The sequence below is a fragment of the Streptomyces sp. NPDC046759 genome, from assembly GCF_040645475.1.
Taxonomy (GTDB): domain Bacteria; phylum Actinomycetota; class Actinomycetes; order Streptomycetales; family Streptomycetaceae; genus Streptomyces.
On sequence record NZ_JBEYYJ010000016.1, the window covers coordinates 112,968 to 129,227 of the forward strand.

Consider the following 16,260-nt stretch of genomic DNA (forward strand, 5'->3'; position numbering starts at 1 on the left):
GCCGGGCCCTCATCCGCGCGTCCTTGCCCAGCCCATGTGGTCTGCACGGGGACACGGCTTGACCCGTTGTTCTTCCCCCGGCAGCGGCAGCGCCGCCTCGAAGTCGGTCTCGTCCTTGTCCCGCGTCGCCTTCGCCTTGTAGAAGAACTGCACCTCGGGCGCAAGGTACGGAGCGCCGGTCGCGTTCGTCTCGTCGTGCGGGCGCAGCTCACGACCGACGGCGAGTTCGATCGCATACCCGCCTGCGATCCACCACGGGAAGTCCGCCTTGGCGAAAACGGCAGCGACCTCCTCTGGATGCTCCGGTACCCAGCGCCCTAAATCGTCAGCATCCACTCGTCCACACTCCCGTGATGAGTTCCTGGAACCGACAGCTGGGAGTGGGCCGGCAGAGGCCGACCGCACCGCTACCGCACTTGCTCATGAACACCCGTCAGCGACGTCGCCCATCAACTTGCCGTCCCTCAGGGTCAAGCACGGTCGCGTCGGATCAGTGCATCGTAGGCGCCGAAGTTGGGAACCGACTCCCAGTTACCGGTGACGTCAATGCCGTGACGGCTTTCCTTGGATTCCTCGCCATCAACCTCTACAGTGCGCCGGATGATGCCATCGGTGGTGAAATCGTAGGATTCCATGCGTTCCGCGTCCGCATATCCGCCTCGCTCCTGTGAATCGCCGTAGTCGTATGAGGTTGCCGCCTCCAGGAAAAGAGAGCCGTTGACTAGGGTGAACGTGTAGTCGAGGGAGTCGCGGCCGTACTCATCCATGAAAATGACCGAGGCGTACCCGGTTTCCAGGCGCATTTCCACACGCAGCGTCGCGGCGGAGTGCTCATCACGGAAGGCAACGGCGGTGTACAACTGGCCCGACGCATGCCTGCTTTGCGCCTGTTCGGGTGTCAGCGGGTTCATGGGCGTCTCGGTGAGGTTGTTCCACTGCTCGCAGTAGGTCCAGATCATGACTGATTCAGCCCGCGCCCTTCGGTAGCCGGTAGACGAAGCCCTGCACATCCCGGATTATCACGTTATGGTCCGCCGCTTCCCTGAGTGCCCATTCTGGCACAGGCTGGGACTGAACCGGGACTTCCAGATAGTACTTACCCTTCAGGGGTTTTCCGATCAACTGCGGGTATTCCCTGCGCGCCTTTGGCGTGTCCGGGATCTTCGTTCCCGCCTTGTACTTCTGATTGATCTCGCGCAGATAGTTCCGGAACGTGTCCGGCTTGATCTTCCATATCTGCGTCTGCTTGCGCGATACGATCTCCTTTCCGGGCCGGTACGAGTCCAGGACTTTACCGTTTTCGAGATACACCTCGTTCGCCGGGTAGCGCGGCCAGTTGTCCTCGTTGAACTGCCGTCCCTCGTTCCACTTGTCACGCAGCCACTGCGGGACTTCGCTGCGCTTCCCTCCGCTCGACTCACCAGCACCGGATCCCCCTGCCCCGACCGCCATCAGCACGACACCAGCCGCACCGAGGACACCGGCATTGAGGACGGCTTCGGCCGTGACGGCACCGGCAACTCCGCCTCCAGCCAGCGCGAGGCCTGCCGGAGGCAAGAAGGCGAGCAGGGACAGCAGGAGGAGGGCAAAGCCGAGGTAGACCAGGAACGTGTTCAGAGCATCGAGGAGATGGAACGTGTGGATCGCCCTGCCCCCGGGGCCCGCGGTGCCAAACCCCCGCCACAGCAGCAGCGCACCGGTGGTCGCCGCCCCCAGCGCGGTTGCGACACGGAAGCGGTGCACCGCCAGCAGTTCCCCCGTCGGCTGGATCGAGGCTGTTCGCCAGGTCCGCACCAGAGCGCTGAGCTGGTACGCGATCCACGCCAGCGCGGCGATGCCGAAGCCCATGAGGATCTTCGGTCCCGGGCCGGTACTGAAGAACTTCTGAAGCTCGGCAGTGGAGGTGAACGAACCGACACCCAGGAACAGAACCGAGGGAAGCACGAGTACGCACGGGATCAGCAGCAGCCATCGCCGTCGAGATCGACGAGCGGCTCGGACGGCCTTCAGCAGTTCCCGGATGTCCAGCCCCTGCCAGGCACGTTGGTTGTCGGACACGTCCATCCGGGCAGTGATCCCGGCGACCACGTGGCGGAGTTCCTCGGTGGCGTCGAGCGGCGCCGACGCGGCGGCATACAGCAATGAGCGCCGGAGCCTGACGTACCGCAGTGCGATCAGCATGCTCCACGGCACACGCCAGGCCGCGTACCGCAGCGCGGCTCCCGCGCTGTCACCGTCAGCCCTTTCAGCAGCAAGAAGTACACCGGGCACGGTGCGCTTCGCGCGGTGGATCTGACGCAGGTCGACAACCATGGCGATGGCCAGGCACACGAGCGGCGCTGCCCACGCCCTCGCGTCCAGGATTTCAAGCCAGTGCGTGGCATGAGTGGTGGGCTTCTGGGCTGCATAGTTGTTCACCGTGTGATGGACGACAGCAACCGTGATCGGGAGGATCGACGACAGACGTGTCCAACGGCGTCCGCGCCACAGAAGCCCCACCCCGAAGCCGGCCATCGCCGTCCACACCAGATGCGAGAAGGTCTGAGTGCCGGGAGAGCCCGTCATGTCCGCTTGGCCGAACGGCGCCGGGAGCCAGGACGTGAACACCTGTCCCGGGCCAGGCACATAGGGCGGGGACAGACTGTCGGGGATGATCCAGCCCCCACCACGGACCAACGCCCGGTGCGCGTCAAGGCCGTACCGCAGTACCGCCTCCAGCAGCCCGAACCCGCCCCCGAGAGCAGCGCCCAACACCACGAAGTCGGTAAGCCCCCACTGGCGGCGAAGCTTCGGACTCAACCCGACCAGCAACAGCGGGGAGACCTTGATCAGTTCCTCCGCCCAGGGAGCCACCGTGTAGCTGGTGGTGTTCACCACCGTCGCCAGCGACTGTCCCGACTGGTCCGCGTAGAGGCGGGTGTAGGCGAGCTGCACCAACGCTGTCGCCACGCCGCAGCCGTACACGCCCACCATGAGTGCCAGCAGTACGGTCGATAATCGCAGCGAACGCGTCGGCCCCGAAACGACGAACAACTGCAGCACACCCCAGGCAGCTGCCACCGCCATCATCAGCGTCACGTCAGGCCCCCGATACGCCGAAGCAACATCAAGTTCGCGATAGTGAACGGGATGCTATTCATGTGACCGCTTCGGCGGCAAGCGAGTTGGCACGCCAGACAGGGTGGTTACATGCAGGTTGCAAACCGGCCCTCTGCGTAGATAGCCCCATGAGGGCGGTGCCCGCCGCGGTCACGCCGATGACCGTCCGCGAGTGCGTCCGGCACTCCTACCGCGATTCCGGACTACAAACGCGAGGTCCAGCCGAACAACGCGATCCACCGTCGACCGACTGCGACGCCGACGTACCAGCACGCTTCGGCCCAGCATCAACGGCTGTCCCCTGCTCCTGGCACGGCCGTCACGTAGGAGTTGCTGTGCCCGGTCACGGCTATCAATGTGGGCTGCGGTCCGGACAGCTGTGTTGGCTCTCAGCTCACTAGCACCGAAGGTGTCGAGCGGGCCACGTACGCCAATCCGTCGTACTCCCGCATGAGCACCGTCGATGTCATGGAGAAGCGGTACGTCACGCGTGGCACGCCGGCGCCGAAGGACCGCATGAACTGCGGGCTCTCCAGCCACTCGGCAACGGCGGGCTCGGTCCGGCCGGCGCGGAGATCGATCAGGTGGTCCTGGGGGGTGGCCGAGGCCAGCTGGGCCTCGACGGAGCGCGGACCCGCCGCACTGATGGTGTGTTTCTTGGGCGGTCGTGTCGCGGAGTTTCCGGGGCGGGCGCGGAAGGCGCCTTCGCCGAACAGCAGGCCCAGGGCGTAGTACCGCTCACCGTAGTGGTCCCTGAGGTGCTGCCCCATGGCGGCAATGTCTCGCGCGTAACAATCGGTGCAGACATGGCCGTTGTGGGCCCAGACGGCCACCTTTCCGGCGGTTCCCTCTTCCAGGGAGATCACCGCCTGGGCCATGTGGCGGTCCCGGGCGGCCAGCGCGCCCGTCTCCTCACCGTCTCCGCGCGGCGGCCGGGAGGCCACGTCAGCCGCGGCCACGATCAGGCGCGCATGCCTGAGTGCCTGTTCGACGGCCGTGTTCCCGATGTGCGCGGCAAGCCGGGGGCCGGGACATCGACGCTGCCGTGCTGCGCGCCTGGAAGGCCCAACTGCTGACACGGGTCGAGGCGTTCACGGCCCACGTGATCTGGATCAGCTTTCCACGATCCTCGAAGCCGCCGTCGAAGACGGCCACCTGGTCAAGAACCCCTGCAAGGGCCGCCGGACTGTCAAGGCGCCCAAACCCGCGAAGAGGAAGGCCAAGGCATGGGCCAGGCCGACTGTGGAGGCCGTCCGGGCGGGCCTTCAGGAGCGATACCGCATCGCGGTGGACCTCGGGGTCGGCCTCGGTCTGCGCCAAGGCGAGGCGTTCGGCCTCGGGGAGGAGGATGTGGACTTCGATGCCGGTGTCGTACACGTCCGCCGACAGCTGCGGTGGGACTCCAAGGGAAGGCCGTACTTCTGCCTGCCCAAGGGCGGCAAGACGCGAGACGTTCCCCTCTCCCCCAACCTCGCCAAGCGTGTCCGGGACCATCTGCGCCGTTTCCCTTCGGTCGCCTGCACGCTCCCGTGGCGCAACCCTGAGCCGCCGACGACCGAGTTGGAAGCGCGACAGCGCAAACCGATCACCGTCCGGCTGGTCCTGATCACCTCGCAGGGCAATCGAATCAACTACTCGATGTGGAACAGGCTGAGCTGGCGGCCCGCACTCGCAACGGCCGGTGTCCTGAAGAAGGTCGGCGAGAAAGTCAGGACATACGGAGGCCACAGCCGTCGGAACCCATCTACGAAGTTTCCAGGGAGGACATGTTCCACGTCCTCCGGCACACGTACGCCAGTACCCAGCTTGAGGCAGGCGAGTCGATCGTGAGCGTGTCGGCGTGGCTCGGGCATGCTTCGCCGCAGACCACACTGACGCACTACGCTCACTTCATGCCCGGGGCGGGCAAGCGGGGCCTCGCCGCCATGGACGAGTGGTTCGGTCAAGATCCACAACCGAATGTCCCTGAGAAGTCCCTGGGCGCCCCGCAGGCCCGCAACAGGCCATGAAACCGCAGGTGAGGGCAGTGATCGCACGCACTGACAACGTGTACGCCGAGTACAAGGAGCCGCTGTACGCCGCTCCCCCGCTGCTGCAGCGCATGGTCGAGGCGGGCCGGCTGGGGCGGAAGACCGGATCGGGCTTCTACACCTACGGCTGATCACACAGAGCTACGCCCCAGTGGGCCCGGCACCGAACTCGGTGCCGGGCCCATCTGTTTCACACACCGTGTGCGCACCGGGCCCGCATATGCCCCTCGCACACGCTCCCCATGCGCCCACCAGGGGAGTTGACTCCTCATGCGCATGCAAGGGATGCGGAACCACTCATGTCGACTACAGAAAGGAGCTGACCCGTGACCGCCGATCCGGAGCATCCCGTGGTCAACGGAGAACTCGCAGAGTTACGACGCCGCCTCGACGTGGCCTACGCCCGAGTCGAGGGAGGGCTGGCGTTGCTCAGCCATCGCACCGAGGAGACCGCCAAGGAGCTGGACGAGCTGAACTCCCGTATGGTCTCGCTGGAACACGCGCGCTGGCCGCTGCCCTCGCTCGCCGCGCTGACGGCACTGGGCGCGCTCGTGGTGACGGTCTGGCAGGCGCTGGCGCGCTAGTGCTGCGACCGGCTCCTATCCCTCGGCGAGCCTGAGGTGGTGCAGCAGGAGTAACGCGGCCGCCATGTTGGCGGCCGGGACCTCCCCACGGGCGATCATGTCGGGGACGAGTTTGAGGGGGACCCATTCCCGGCGGTCCGACTCGAAGTCGTCCACGGGATGCCCGATGTACTCGCCCCGGTCGGACCAGTAGATGTGGTGCCGGGCGTCGGTGAGGCCGTTGGACGGCTCCACGCTCATGAGGTGGTGCAGGGGTCCCGGCCGCCAGCCGGTCTCCTCCTCCAGTTCCCTGGCGGCCGCGCTCGCCACGTCCTCGCCGTCCTCGACGACGCCCGCGGCCAGTTCCCATCCCCAGCTGTCGGTGATGAAGCGGTGCCGCCACAGCAGCAGCACCTCGTTGGCCTCGTTGACCACGGTGGCCACGGCCACGGGCCGCAGCCGGATCATGAAGTGGTCGAGATGCCGGCCGTCAGGCAGCTCGACATCTGCGAGATTGACGCTGAACCAGCGGTTTGCATACACAGTTTGTTCGTTGAGTTTCGTCCACTGCACGGTTCTGCCACCTTCCGCCGAGTAAGTGGCAATATCGCAGCAGGAACTGTGCACCTACAGTGGGCCTACAGCGGTACGCGCAGTGCCCCGTCGATGAGTTCGGCGGCTTCGGCGGTGCCGGCCGAGCCGCACCGCACCAGATGCTCGCGCACCGCGCGGAGTCTGTCGCGCAGCCGCTGGGACTCCATCCCGCGCGCCTGCTCGGCCATCTGCACGGCGGTTGCCACCGCCTTGTCGGCGTTGCCCTTGCGCAACTCGATGGTGCTGAGCATGGCGAGCCGGTGCACCCGTCCCCGGTCGTGCGCCGGGTTGCCCACGGCCGCCGCCGCATGCTCCCCGGCTGCGGCCAGTTCGCCGAGGCTGAGCAGCGCCTCGGCCACCTGCACATTGACCAGGCCCGGCTGCACATAGCCGGTCTCGTCGGGCTCGTACCCGCGCCGGATCCGTTCGGCGGCCGCCTCGGCACGCCTGATGCAGGACAGGGCGCCCGCGGAGTCCCCGAGGTGGGCGTACGCCTTGGCCTGCATCGCGTACAGGTCCGAGGCGAGTGCCGGGGTGATGTGCTTGCCCGCGGCCCTCAGCGCGGCCTCGGCGAAGGCGACGGCCTGCCGGTACTCCCGCATGTACAACGACTGGTTGACCAGCAGCGCTATGACGTAGGCGCCGAGTCCCCGGTCTCCGCTGGCCTTTGCCAGCCGGAGCGCCTGGTGGAAGTAGCGCTGCGCGAGACCGTGGGCGTCGGAGTCGTACGCGCAGATACCGGCGATCGCCACCAGGCCGCCGGTGGCCCGGTGCAGTTGTCGTCCGGTCGCGTCGGTGTAGCTGCCCCGCAGCAGCGGCGCCGCCTCGGCGTTGAGGAAGCCCACGATCCGGGTGCGGGTCGCGATGCCACCCGCCTTGCGGTACATCTGCTCGTAGTGGGTGCGGGCGGCGCGCAGCATCGTGATGTCGGCGGCGGTCACCCGGTGCCGTCCGCCGCGGGAGACGTCGACGTCCTCGGGCGGGTTCTCCCACTCCCACACCGGCATGACGGCCGGGGTGCCGGTGACGGCGGGAGCGCCGAGCACGTGCGGCCGCTGCTGCTCGTCGGAGCGCCACAGGGCGGTCGCCCGCTCCACGAAGCCGTTCAGCGAACCGATGTGCGGGGTGCTGGGCTCGCCCGGCACACCCAGGCCGATGTCGTCGAGGGTGACGGGACGGTGCAGGCGGGCGGCGAGTACCTCGCAGATCAGGTCGGGGACCTGGCCGCGTGGCCGCTGGCCCTTCAACCAGCGCGCCACGGCGGTGTGTTCGTACCGGAGCGCGAGGCCCCGTTTCCGGCCCGCCTGGTTGACGTGGGCGGCGAGACCGGCGTGCGAGATCCCCGCCTCGTCCAGGATCGCGTCGAGCAGAGTGTTGGGCTGCATGGAATGCCCCCCGAGTGGCCTGGTGCGGTCAGCGTAGTGGGTGTGCTTTCACACGGGGTGTGAACGGAACACGTGCATCCGCGCTGTACACGCGTTGTCGCTCAGCGTGCCGTACCGATTGACTTGGGTACCGGCCAAGCCGCCGGCTCCCCCTCGAAAAGCGGTGGCTTGGCCGGGCCGACTGCGGGGGCGGGGCCGGCTAACGGCGGGATGTCGGCTGCGGGTTGTCCGTGGTGGCGCGCGCCGTCCCCCGCGTCCCCGAGCCACTGGAGCGTGCCGTGCCGCGATCGTTCCGCAGGACCAGGAGCGCCATGTCGTCCGCCGGGCTGCCGGTCGTGTGGTGCAGGAGGGCCCTGAAGACCGTACGCAGGATCGTCTGGGGTGACGGCGGACGATCGTGCACGGCCTGGCGCAGCACGTCCGTCAGCGAGAAGAAGCGGCCCCGGGTGTCCCGCGCGTCCTCCACCCCGTCGGTGAACAGGACCAGGCAGTCGCCGGGGTGCAGCGATCCGCAGCGGTGGGCCTCCAGGACCGTGGGCAGGGGGAAGGGCCCCAGTGGCGGAAGCGGTTCGACGCGTGTCAGCGGCTCGACCCGCGTCCCGCTGAGCCGATACGGCCAGGGATGACCGCAGTTGAGGGCGTGCACGTCGCCCTCCCCGTCGATCTCCAGCAGCAGGAGAGTGACGAACTCCTCGGCGACCGGGTGGCCGGGCTCCTGGCCGCCGTGCGCGGGGTGTTCGGCACGGGCCCGCTCCCGCAGGTGCCGGGCGAGGGCGCGCTCCAGCCGGCGCAGCACGCCGCCGATGTCGGGCTCGTCATGAGCGGCCTCACGGAAGCTGCCGAGGACGGCGGCCACGGTGCCGAGGGCGGCGAGACCGTGCCCGCGTACGTCGCCCATCACCACCCGCACCCCGTGCTCGGTGGCGATCGCCTCGTACAGATCGCCCCCGACATTCGCGCCCCGTTCCGCGGACAGCTGGGCGGCGGCGACGTTCAGCCCGTCGAGGCGTGGCGGCAGCGGGCGCAGTACGACGCTCTGGGCGGCCCGTGCCACCCGGCGGGCCTGCCGCAGCTCCCGCAGCAGCGCGCGGCGGACATGGACGATCAGGCCGGTTCCGACGGCGAAGAAGACGGCACTGGTGACGATGCGCGCGCCGAGGCCGTCCTGCTGGGCGAGCGGGCAGCCGAACTTGTAGGCGACCGCCACGGCTCCCCAGACCGTGGGCAGTACGGCCCCTCGCGCGGTGGGCGCCCGTGCCTTGCTGATGCGGATCATGCCTCTGGTCCCCCATGTGGGCCCTGAAAGAGCAGACGGACCGACCCCGAAAGGCCGGTCCGATTCTGTCGAGGGCGTGGCCCGAGGAGGCCGAACGCCGCCACTTGCCACCCGATCGAGTGAGCCGGCGTCGGTCAACCCGCATTTATGCAGCTCGCCGAGGGGGTGAAGCTCCCGTAGGACCTTCAGTGCACCGCCCTCCTCACCAGCTCGCCGATCACCGCCTCCTCGGCGCCCCACGGCCGGCCGCTACCGGTTGCACGACCTGGTGCACCAGCACGCACCACGGGCCACGGCGGAACAGGACCCGGCGGCCGACCGGGAGCGGGCACCGGGCCGGGTGCTCGACTACTACGTGCGCGTCGGCGGCCGCCGACGCGCACGTGTGCGAGCTGCCGCGCTTCCTGCGGGCCTGCTTCGCGCGGCGCTGCGGCACCACGCACCTCAACGTCCTCTTCGAGCGGTCACTGGCGGCAGCCGCGCGCCTGGACGATCCGGTGCGGCTGGCCGAGGCGCACAGCGATCTGGGCTTCGCGCGCTACAAAGCGGGCCGGATGGCGGAGGCCGCCGCCGCGTACGAGGCGGCCGGTCAGGGGCCGGCCCGGGCGGGGGACGCACCGGCGGAGGCCGAGCTGGCCATGCGGCGCGGCTATCTGAGCTGGGACGCGGGCCGGGTGGAGGAGCCGCTCGGGCTCTTCCGGCTCGCGCAGAAGCTGTACGAGCAGGCCGGCCGACGGGCGCCGCACACGCGGCCGCGGCGGAGGCCTGGACGATGCTCCGGCTCGGGCACCGCGAGGAAGCGGCACAGCGGGCCCGGCAGGTGCTGGCCCTCCCGCACGCCGATGCCGCCTGGCCGCCCGGTCTGACGGCCCGGATCACGCTCGGCCTGGCCACCCACCCGCGAGGAACCCGAGGAGGCGGCCGGGCAGCTGCGGCAGGCGCTGGCCCTGGCCCTGGCCCGGGCCGACGGGCACCTCAACAACCAGGCGTGGTGCCTGAACTGCATGGGCGTGGCGCTGCGGCAGATGGGCCGCTACGAGGAGGCGCCGGCCAGCCACCGGGAGGCGTTCGCGCTGCTGGACGAGCTGTTCGAGGAACACTGGAAGATCCACTTCCTCAACGGCTACGCCGAGACCCACCGGCTCGCGGGGCGCCCCGAGGAAGCGCTACGACTGCACCGGCAGGCGCTGGAGCTGGCGCGGAGCCTCGGCAACCAGCACGAGGAGGCGCTGGCACAGGAGGGGATCCGGGAGCTCACCTCCGGCTGACCGCCCGGGGGCTGTCCGCGGCGGCGGGCGGCGCCGGAAGGCCGTGGCACCGCGGCTGTCCAGGCGCGCGGGGAACTGCGCGACCAGCCACGAGCGAACCCGCGGCCGGCCGACGCAGCACCCCTGCGGTCATCAGCCCCTGAGCACCGCCCCGGTCCGCTCGCCCGCGAGGGCGACCGCCGCGTCCCGAGCCGCGGAGGCCTCGTCCACGGTCAGCGTCCGGTCGCCGGCCCGGAAACGCAGGGCATAGGCCAGCGACTTCTTGCCGTCGCCGAGCTGCTCGGCGTTGACGTACACGTCGAACAGGCGGATGGACTCCAGGAGTTCGCCCGCACCCTCGCGCAGCGCCGCCTCGACCTCCGCGGCGGGCACCGGCTTGTCGACCACGAGGGCGACATCCTGCGTGGCGACCGGGAACGTCGAGATCCGCGGCGCCTGCGGGACGCCGTCACCCACCGCCTCCAGGGCGTCCAGGTTCAGCTCCATGGCGCAGGTGCGCTCGGGCAGGCCCAGGGTCTTCAGGACCCGCGGGTGCAGCTCACCGGCGTGGCCGACCACCCGCTCCGTGCCGGCGGCGACGACCGCCAGCTCGGCGCAGCGGCCGGGGTGCCACGGGCCGTACTGGCCCTTGCGGACGACCAGCTCGGCACCGGCCTCACGGGCGACGGTGCGCGCTGCCTCCACCGCGTCGGACCAGTCCGCCGGACGGCCCTTGCCCCACCAGCCGGCCTGCTCGCGGGCGCCGGCGAGGACGACGGCCACGTGCCGCGGCTGCTCGGGCAGCGTGGCGTTGAGCGACGCGATCTCCTCGTCGGTGGGGCGCCGGCCGACGGGCAGGTGCGTGGCGACGCGCAGCTCCCCGCGGGGGTGGAAGACCAGGCCCGTCTCGAAGAGCGCCAGGTCATGGCTGCCCCGGCCGTCGTTGCGCCGCAGGGCGCCGAGCAGACCCGGCAGCAGCGTCGTACGGAGCGCCGGCTCCTCCTCGCTGAGCGGGTTGACCAGCTTGACGACACGGCGGGCCGGGTCGTCGGCCTGCAGGCCGAACTGATCGAGGATCTGCTCGCCGATGAACGGGTAGTTCGGCGCCTCGACGTAGCCGGCGCCGGCCAGTGCGCGGCCGACCCGGCGGTGCAGCCGCTGGCGGTGGGTCAGCCCGCGGCCGGAGGGCGGCTTGGGCAGCGTCGAGGGCAGGTTCTCGTAGCCCTCGAGGCGGATGACCTCCTCGGCGAGGTCGTTCGGGTCGACCAGGTCGGGCCGCCAGGACGGGACGGTGACGATCAGCTCGTCCTGCCCGTACACGTCGCAGCCGACTTCCTGGAGGCGGCGCACGACCGTCTCACGGCCGTACTCGACGCCCGCGACCTTGTCCGGGTGGTCGGCCGGGACGGTGATGGTGTGCGGCGCGGACGGGGCGACGACCTCGGTGACGCCCGCCTCGGCCGTACCGCCCGCGAGCAGCACCAGCAGGTCCACCGTGCGCTGCGCGGCGGCCGCGGCGGCCTGCGGGTCGACACCGCGCTCGAAGCGGCGGGACGCCTCGGAGAGCAGCTTGTGGCGGCGGCCCGTGCGCGCGATGGAGACGGCGTCGAAGTGGGCCGCCTCGATCACGACGTCGGTGGTCCCGTTCACCCCGTCCTCGGTGACCTCGTGGTCGGCGATCTCCGTGTGGGCGCCGCCCATCACACCGGCGAGGCCGATGGGGCCGCGGTCGTCGGTGATGACCAGGTCCTCGGCGTGCAGCTTGCGCTCGACGCCGTCGAGGGTGACGAGCTTCTCGCCCTCCACGGCCCGGCGGACGCCGATCGTGCCCTGGACCAGGGACCGGTCATAGGCGTGCAGCGGCTGGCCGAGCTCCATCATCACGTAGTTCGTGATGTCGACGGCGAGCGAGATCGGGCGCATGCCGACCTTCTGCAGCCGGCGCTGCATCCAGATCGGGGAGCGGGCGTCGGGACGCAGGCCGGTGACCGTACGGGCGATGAAGCGGTCGCAGCCCACGGGCTCGGTGACCTGGACCGGGTACCCGTAGGCGTTCGGGGCCGGTACGTCGATCAGGGCCGGGTCGCGCAGCGGCAGACCGTAGGCGATGGCGGTCTCGCGGGCCACGCCGCGGATGGACAGGCAGTCGCCGCGGTTGGCGGTGACGGCGATGTCCAGGACCTCGTCGACCAGCTCCAGCAGCTCGATGGCGTCCTTGCCGACCTCGGTCTCCGGCGGCAGCACGATGATGCCGTGGGTGCCGTCGTCGCCCATGCCCAGCTCGTCGGTGGAGCAGATCATGCCGTGGGACGTCTTGCCGTAGGTCTTGCGTGCGGCGATGGAGAAGCCGCCGGGCAGCGTGGCGCCGGGGAGGACCACGACGACCTTGTCGCCTACCGCGAAGTTGCGGGCGCCGCAGACGATCTCCTGCGGCTCGCCGGTGCCGTTGGCCTGGCCGACGTCGACGGTGCAGAAGCGGATCGGCTTCTTGAAGCCCTCCAGCTCCTCGATGGTCAGCACCTGGCCGACGACCAGCGGGCCCTTGAGGTCGGCGCCGAGCTGTTCGACGGTCTCGACCTCCAGACCGGCCGAAATGAGCTTGGCCTGGACGTCACGGCCGGTCTCGGTGGCCGGCAGGTCGACGTACTCCCGCAGCCAAGAAAGCGGGACCCGCATCAGATCTCCATCCCGAACGGCCGGGTGAAGCGGACGTCACCCTCGACCATGTCTCGCATGTCTTCGACGTTGTGGCGGAACATCAGCATCCGCTCGATGCCGAACCCGAAGGCGAAGCCGCTGTACTTCTCCGGGTCGACGCCGCAGGCGGTGAGCACCCGCGGGTTGACCATGCCGCAGCCGCCGAGCTCGATCCAGCCCTCGGACGAGCAGGTGCGGCAGGGGCGGTCGGGGTTGCCGACGGACTCGCCCTTGCAGACGTAGCAGAGCATGTCCATCTCGGCGCTCGGCTCGGTGAAGGGGAAGAAGTTCGGCCGCAGCCGGGTCTTCATGCCCTCGCCGAACAGGGACTGGACCATGTGGTCCAGGGTGCCCTTGAGGTCGGCCATGGTCAGGCCCTCGTCCACGGCGAGCAGCTCGACCTGGCGGAAGACCGGGGTGTGGGTGGCGTCCAGCTCGTCGGTGCGGTAGACGACGCCGGGACAGATCACGTAGACCGGCAGCTCGCGGTCGAGCAGCGAGCGGATCTGCACGGGCGAGGTGTGGGTGCGCAGCACGAGGCCGGACTCGGCGCCGCCCTCGGGGCCCTGGACGAAGAAGGTGTCGGCCTCGCCGCGGGCCGGGTGGTCCGGGCCGATGTTCAGGGCGTCGAAGTTGAACCACTCCGCCTCGACCTGCGGGCCCTCGGCGACCTCGTAGCCCATGGCCACGAAGATGTCCTCGATGCGCTCCGACAGCGTGGTCAGCGGGTGGCGGGCGCCGGCCGGGACGCGGTCGTACGGCAGCGTGACGTCGACGTCCTCCTCGACGAGCACCCGGGCGTCCCGCTCGGCCTCCAGCTCGCTCTGGCGGGCGGCGAGGCCCTTGCTGACGGCGCCGCGGGCCATGCCGACGCGTTTGCCGGCGTCGGCCTTGGCGTGCGGGGGCAGGGCTCCGATCTCGCGGTTGGCGAGGGCCAGCGGGGAGGCGGGGCCGGTGTGGGCGACCTTGGCCTCGTGGAGCGCGTCGAGGGAGTCCGCGGCGGCGAAGGCGGCGAGCGCCTCGTCCCGCATGCGCTCGATCTCTTCCGGTTTCAACGTCTCGACCTCGACAGGGTCGTACGACTTATTGGGTGCCGACATCTCTTCCCGTGCTTCCGATTGGCTGGCGGACGGTCCCCGTCACCGACTCTCGGCTGTCTGATCGCCGTGTGAAGGACACAAAGGTGCCAAAGGCCGAGTCTAACGGGGTGGGGCTGGACGAATGGCCCGTGGGCCGCTAGGCGAGATACGCCGGCGCGGCCACGGGCAACGTAAATCGGAACTCGGCGCCGCCGCCGGGGGCGCGGCCGACCGTGATGGTGCCGCCGTGGGCCTCGACGATGCCTTTGACGATGTACAGCCCGAGGCCCGTGCCGCCGCGCTTGCTGCCCCGCCAGAAGCGGGTGAAGACGCGGTTCATGGACTCCTCCGGGATGCCGGGACCCTCGTCGCTCACCGTGACCGACGTGCCGGTCTCCTCTCCCTCGCGCGGGGATGCGCAGGGCGTGACGTCCATGGTGACGGTTCCCTCGCCGTGCCGCACGGCATTTTCGATCAGGTTGCTGAGCACCTGGTCGATCTTGTCGGGGTCGGCCCACAGGGCCGGCAGCGGCTGCTCGATGCGGAGCAGGAAGCGGTCGGCGGGCTGGCCGGCGGCGACGTAGGCCTGGATGTGGCGGGAGACGGCGGCCCCGATGTCGACGGGCTGCCGGCGCACCTCCAGCCGCCCGGAGTCGATCCGCGAGATGTCGAGCAGCTCGGCGATGAGCCGGGTGACACGGTCGGCGTCGGCGTCGACGGTCTCCAGCATCAGCCGCTTCTGGTCGTCGGTGAAGCGTTCCCACTTGGCGAGCAGCGTGGCGGTGAAGCCCTTCACGGAGGTGAGGGGCGAGCGCAGTTCATGGGCGACCGTCGCTATCAGCTCGGCGTGGCTGCGCTCGGTGCGGCGGCGGGCCTCGGTGTCCCGCAGGGAGACGACGACCCGCCGCACGGGTCCCAGCGGCCGCTCCCGCACGTACCGGGCGGAGACCAGTACCTCCCGCCCCCCGGGCAGCAGCAGATTGCGCTCGGGCTGCCGCACCCGGATCGCGAGCCCTCCGTAGGGATCGGTGAGCTGCCACCAGCGGCGGCCCTCCAGATCCTCCAGTGGCAGCGCCTTCTCCAGGGTCCGGCCGAGGGCGTCGGCGGCGCGTACGGCGGTGATGCGCGCGGCGGCGGCGTTGAAGCAGACCACCCGGCCGTGCTCGTCGGCGACGACCAGGCCGTCGGGCAGCTGGTCGGGGTCGAGGCCCGCGGGATCGCCGGGCCGGGGCGCGCAGGTGCGCCGCGCGTCCCGCCCTTCCGGCGCGGTGCTCGTGCCGGCCACACTCATCCCCGTACCCCACCTCTCAGACGGCGCAGGGCCCCGAGCTGGTCACCCTACTACGACAGGCCCTGGCTCTCGGTGACCGAGCGGCACCCTCCGCGGGCACGCTGGGCCCGGGCCGACGCGTAGAGACATACGGCGGCGGCCGTGGCCAGGTTCAGGCTCTCGGCCTTTCCGTGGATGGGGACGCGCACGACGGCGTCGGCGAGCGCGCGGGTCTCCTCGGGCAGCCCCCAGGCCTCGTTGCCGAACACCCATGCGGTCGGCCCGCCCATGGTGCCCTTGTCGAGTTCGTCGTCGAGATCGTCGGTGCCGGCGCCGTCGGCGGCGAGGATCCGCACACCGGCGTCCTTGAGCCCGGCCACGGCCCGCTCCACGGGCACCCCGACGGCGACGGGCAGGTGGAAGTGCGAGCCCACGGAGGCGCGTACGGCCTTGGGGTTGTACAGGTCGACGGAGGCGTCGGTGAGGATCACGGCCTCGGCGCCGGCGGCGTCGGCGCAGCGCAGCACGGTCCCGGCGTTCCCGGGGTCACGCACATGCGCGAGCACGGCGACCAGCTTGGGCCGGGCGGCGAGGATCTGCTCGAAGGGGGTGTCCAGGAACCGGCACACCCCGACCAGACCCTGCGGGGTCACGGTCGTGGAGATCTCCGCGATGACCTCTTCGGAGGCCAGGTGCACCCGGGCGCCGGCCTCCCGCGCCGCCCCGATGATGTCGGCGTACCGCTCGGCGGCCTCGAGGGTCGCGAACAGCTCCAGGAGGGTCGGCTCGCCGCCGACCCGGTGCCCGGCCGCCTCCCTGACGGCCTGCGGCCCCTCCGCGAGAAACAGCCGGTCCTTGCCCCGGAAGTTCCGCTTGGCCAGCCGCCGGGCAGCGGCGACACGTGCGGACCGGGGGGAGATCAGCTCGGGGGCGGGCGTCATCCTCTTCTTCACCTTCAAGGAAGTCTTTTGTGTGCGGCGCCGCCGGGCTGCAGCGCCCCGTCAGGGGCGTTTCAGGGGC

16 protein-coding genes and 1 pseudogene are annotated in these 16,260 nt (G+C 70.3%); 6 read left to right on the forward strand and 11 right to left on the reverse strand.

What is annotated here, in order from left to right; translation table 11 throughout:
- Nucleotides 1-9 precede the first annotated feature (9 nt).
- The 4 genes from ABZ919_RS22290 to ABZ919_RS22305 form a co-directional block, all read right to left on the reverse strand.
- The gene (locus ABZ919_RS22290) at nucleotides 10-336 is read right to left on the reverse strand and encodes a hypothetical protein (RefSeq protein ID WP_361250431.1); all 327 of its coding nucleotides are present in this window, start codon (nucleotides 334-336) and stop codon (nucleotides 10-12) included.
- A gap of 134 nt (nucleotides 337-470) precedes the next feature.
- Complete coding sequence (locus tag ABZ919_RS22295; RefSeq protein ID WP_361250434.1) at nucleotides 471-959, reverse strand: hypothetical protein; 489 nt, start codon at nucleotides 957-959, stop codon at nucleotides 471-473.
- 7 nt (nucleotides 960-966) lie between these two features.
- On the reverse strand, nucleotides 967-3,069 hold the full coding sequence (locus ABZ919_RS22300; protein WP_361250625.1) for a PrsW family intramembrane metalloprotease: 2,103 nt from the start codon (nucleotides 3,067-3,069) through the stop codon (nucleotides 967-969).
- Between the two features lie 419 nt (nucleotides 3,070-3,488).
- Entirely contained in the window at nucleotides 3,489-4,178 is a 690-nt protein-coding gene (locus tag ABZ919_RS22305) for an erythromycin esterase family protein (protein ID WP_361250435.1), read from the reverse strand.
- Between ABZ919_RS22305 and ABZ919_RS22310 the strand changes: the two genes are divergently transcribed.
- The 4 genes and pseudogenes from ABZ919_RS22310 (at nucleotide 4,105) to ABZ919_RS22325 (ending at nucleotide 5,713) form a co-directional block, all read left to right on the forward strand.
- The gene (locus tag ABZ919_RS22310) at nucleotides 4,105-4,929 is read left to right on the forward strand and encodes a hypothetical protein (protein ID WP_361250640.1); all 825 of its coding nucleotides are present in this window, start codon (nucleotides 4,105-4,107) and stop codon (nucleotides 4,927-4,929) included. The genes ABZ919_RS22305 and ABZ919_RS22310 overlap by 74 nt on opposite strands.
- Entirely contained in the window at nucleotides 4,866-5,108 is a 243-nt protein-coding gene (locus tag ABZ919_RS22315; protein WP_316739759.1) for a tyrosine-type recombinase/integrase, read from the forward strand. Before ABZ919_RS22310 ends, ABZ919_RS22315 begins: the two co-directional genes overlap by 64 nt.
- A gap of 32 nt (nucleotides 5,109-5,140) precedes the next feature.
- A pseudogene (locus tag ABZ919_RS22320) lies at nucleotides 5,141-5,260 on the forward strand (3-hydroxyacyl-CoA dehydrogenase family protein); the annotation flags it as partial.
- A 195-nt stretch (nucleotides 5,261-5,455) separates the two neighbouring features.
- Entirely contained in the window at nucleotides 5,456-5,713 is a 258-nt protein-coding gene (locus ABZ919_RS22325; protein WP_361250439.1) for a hypothetical protein, read from the forward strand.
- A 15-nt stretch (nucleotides 5,714-5,728) separates the two neighbouring features.
- Here ABZ919_RS22325 and ABZ919_RS22330 read toward each other — a convergent pair whose 3' ends face one another.
- From ABZ919_RS22330 to ABZ919_RS22340, 3 genes are all read right to left on the reverse strand, one after another.
- The gene (locus tag ABZ919_RS22330) at nucleotides 5,729-6,265 is read right to left on the reverse strand and encodes an NUDIX hydrolase (protein WP_361250441.1); all 537 of its coding nucleotides are present in this window, start codon (nucleotides 6,263-6,265) and stop codon (nucleotides 5,729-5,731) included.
- A 65-nt stretch (nucleotides 6,266-6,330) separates the two neighbouring features.
- Entirely contained in the window at nucleotides 6,331-7,671 is a 1,341-nt protein-coding gene (locus ABZ919_RS22335; protein WP_361250444.1) for a transcriptional regulator, read from the reverse strand.
- Nucleotides 7,672-7,870: 199 nt separating this feature from the next.
- Complete coding sequence (locus ABZ919_RS22340; RefSeq protein ID WP_361250446.1) at nucleotides 7,871-8,947, reverse strand: PP2C family protein-serine/threonine phosphatase; 1,077 nt, start codon at nucleotides 8,945-8,947, stop codon at nucleotides 7,871-7,873.
- A 383-nt stretch (nucleotides 8,948-9,330) separates the two neighbouring features.
- Between ABZ919_RS22340 and ABZ919_RS22345 the strand changes: the two genes are divergently transcribed.
- Nucleotides 9,331-9,813, forward strand: a complete 483-nt coding sequence (locus tag ABZ919_RS22345; RefSeq protein WP_361250448.1) for a hypothetical protein — start codon at nucleotides 9,331-9,333, stop codon at nucleotides 9,811-9,813.
- Between the two features lie 138 nt (nucleotides 9,814-9,951).
- Nucleotides 9,952-10,215, forward strand: coding sequence for a tetratricopeptide repeat protein (locus ABZ919_RS22350; protein WP_361250451.1), 264 nt, complete (start codon nucleotides 9,952-9,954; stop codon nucleotides 10,213-10,215).
- 132 nt (nucleotides 10,216-10,347) lie between these two features.
- Here the strand turns inward: ABZ919_RS22350 and pheT are convergent, their stop codons facing one another.
- From pheT to ABZ919_RS22370, 4 genes are all read right to left on the reverse strand, one after another.
- Nucleotides 10,348-12,870 carry a phenylalanine--tRNA ligase subunit beta gene (gene pheT, locus ABZ919_RS22355; RefSeq protein ID WP_361250454.1) on the reverse strand — a complete coding sequence of 841 codons (2,523 nt, stop codon included), beginning with the start codon at nucleotides 12,868-12,870 and terminating at the stop codon, nucleotides 10,348-10,350.
- On the reverse strand, nucleotides 12,870-13,991 hold the full coding sequence (gene pheS, locus ABZ919_RS22360) for a phenylalanine--tRNA ligase subunit alpha (protein ID WP_361250457.1): 1,122 nt from the start codon (nucleotides 13,989-13,991) through the stop codon (nucleotides 12,870-12,872). The genes pheT and pheS overlap by 1 nt, the downstream gene beginning before the upstream one ends.
- 136 nt (nucleotides 13,992-14,127) lie before the next feature.
- Nucleotides 14,128-15,261, reverse strand: coding sequence for an ATP-binding protein (locus ABZ919_RS22365; RefSeq protein WP_361250460.1), 1,134 nt, complete (start codon nucleotides 15,259-15,261; stop codon nucleotides 14,128-14,130).
- Between the two features lie 50 nt (nucleotides 15,262-15,311).
- Nucleotides 15,312-16,181, reverse strand: coding sequence for an RNA methyltransferase (locus tag ABZ919_RS22370; RefSeq protein WP_361250463.1), 870 nt, complete (start codon nucleotides 16,179-16,181; stop codon nucleotides 15,312-15,314).
- Between the last annotated feature and the right edge of the window lie 79 nt (nucleotides 16,182-16,260).

Excerpts from the sequence above, each read along its gene's own strand:
- ABZ919_RS22295 (WP_361250434.1), bottom strand. The coding sequence starts at position 959 with ATGATCTGGACCTACTGCGAGCAGTGGAACAACCTCACCGAGACGCCC.
- ABZ919_RS22300 (WP_361250625.1), bottom strand. The coding sequence starts at position 3,069 with ATGATGGCGGTGGCAGCTGCCTGGGGTGTGCTGCAGTTGTTCGTCGTT.
- ABZ919_RS22310 (WP_361250640.1), top strand. The coding sequence starts at position 4,105 with ATGTGCGCGGCAAGCCGGGGGCCGGGACATCGACGCTGCCGTGCTGCG.
- ABZ919_RS22315 (WP_316739759.1), top strand. The coding sequence starts at position 4,866 with ATGTTCCACGTCCTCCGGCACACGTACGCCAGTACCCAGCTTGAGGCA.
- ABZ919_RS22335 (WP_361250444.1), bottom strand. The coding sequence starts at position 7,671 with ATGCAGCCCAACACTCTGCTCGACGCGATCCTGGACGAGGCGGGGATC.
- ABZ919_RS22340 (WP_361250446.1), bottom strand. The coding sequence starts at position 8,947 with ATGATCCGCATCAGCAAGGCACGGGCGCCCACCGCGCGAGGGGCCGTA.
- ABZ919_RS22350 (WP_361250451.1), top strand. The coding sequence starts at position 9,952 with ATGGGCGTGGCGCTGCGGCAGATGGGCCGCTACGAGGAGGCGCCGGCC.
- pheT (WP_361250454.1), bottom strand. The coding sequence starts at position 12,870 with ATGCGGGTCCCGCTTTCTTGGCTGCGGGAGTACGTCGACCTGCCGGCC.
- pheS (WP_361250457.1), bottom strand. The coding sequence starts at position 13,991 with ATGTCGGCACCCAATAAGTCGTACGACCCTGTCGAGGTCGAGACGTTG.
- ABZ919_RS22365 (WP_361250460.1), bottom strand. The coding sequence starts at position 15,261 with ATGAGTGTGGCCGGCACGAGCACCGCGCCGGAAGGGCGGGACGCGCGG.
- ABZ919_RS22370 (WP_361250463.1), bottom strand. The coding sequence starts at position 16,181 with ATGACGCCCGCCCCCGAGCTGATCTCCCCCCGGTCCGCACGTGTCGCC.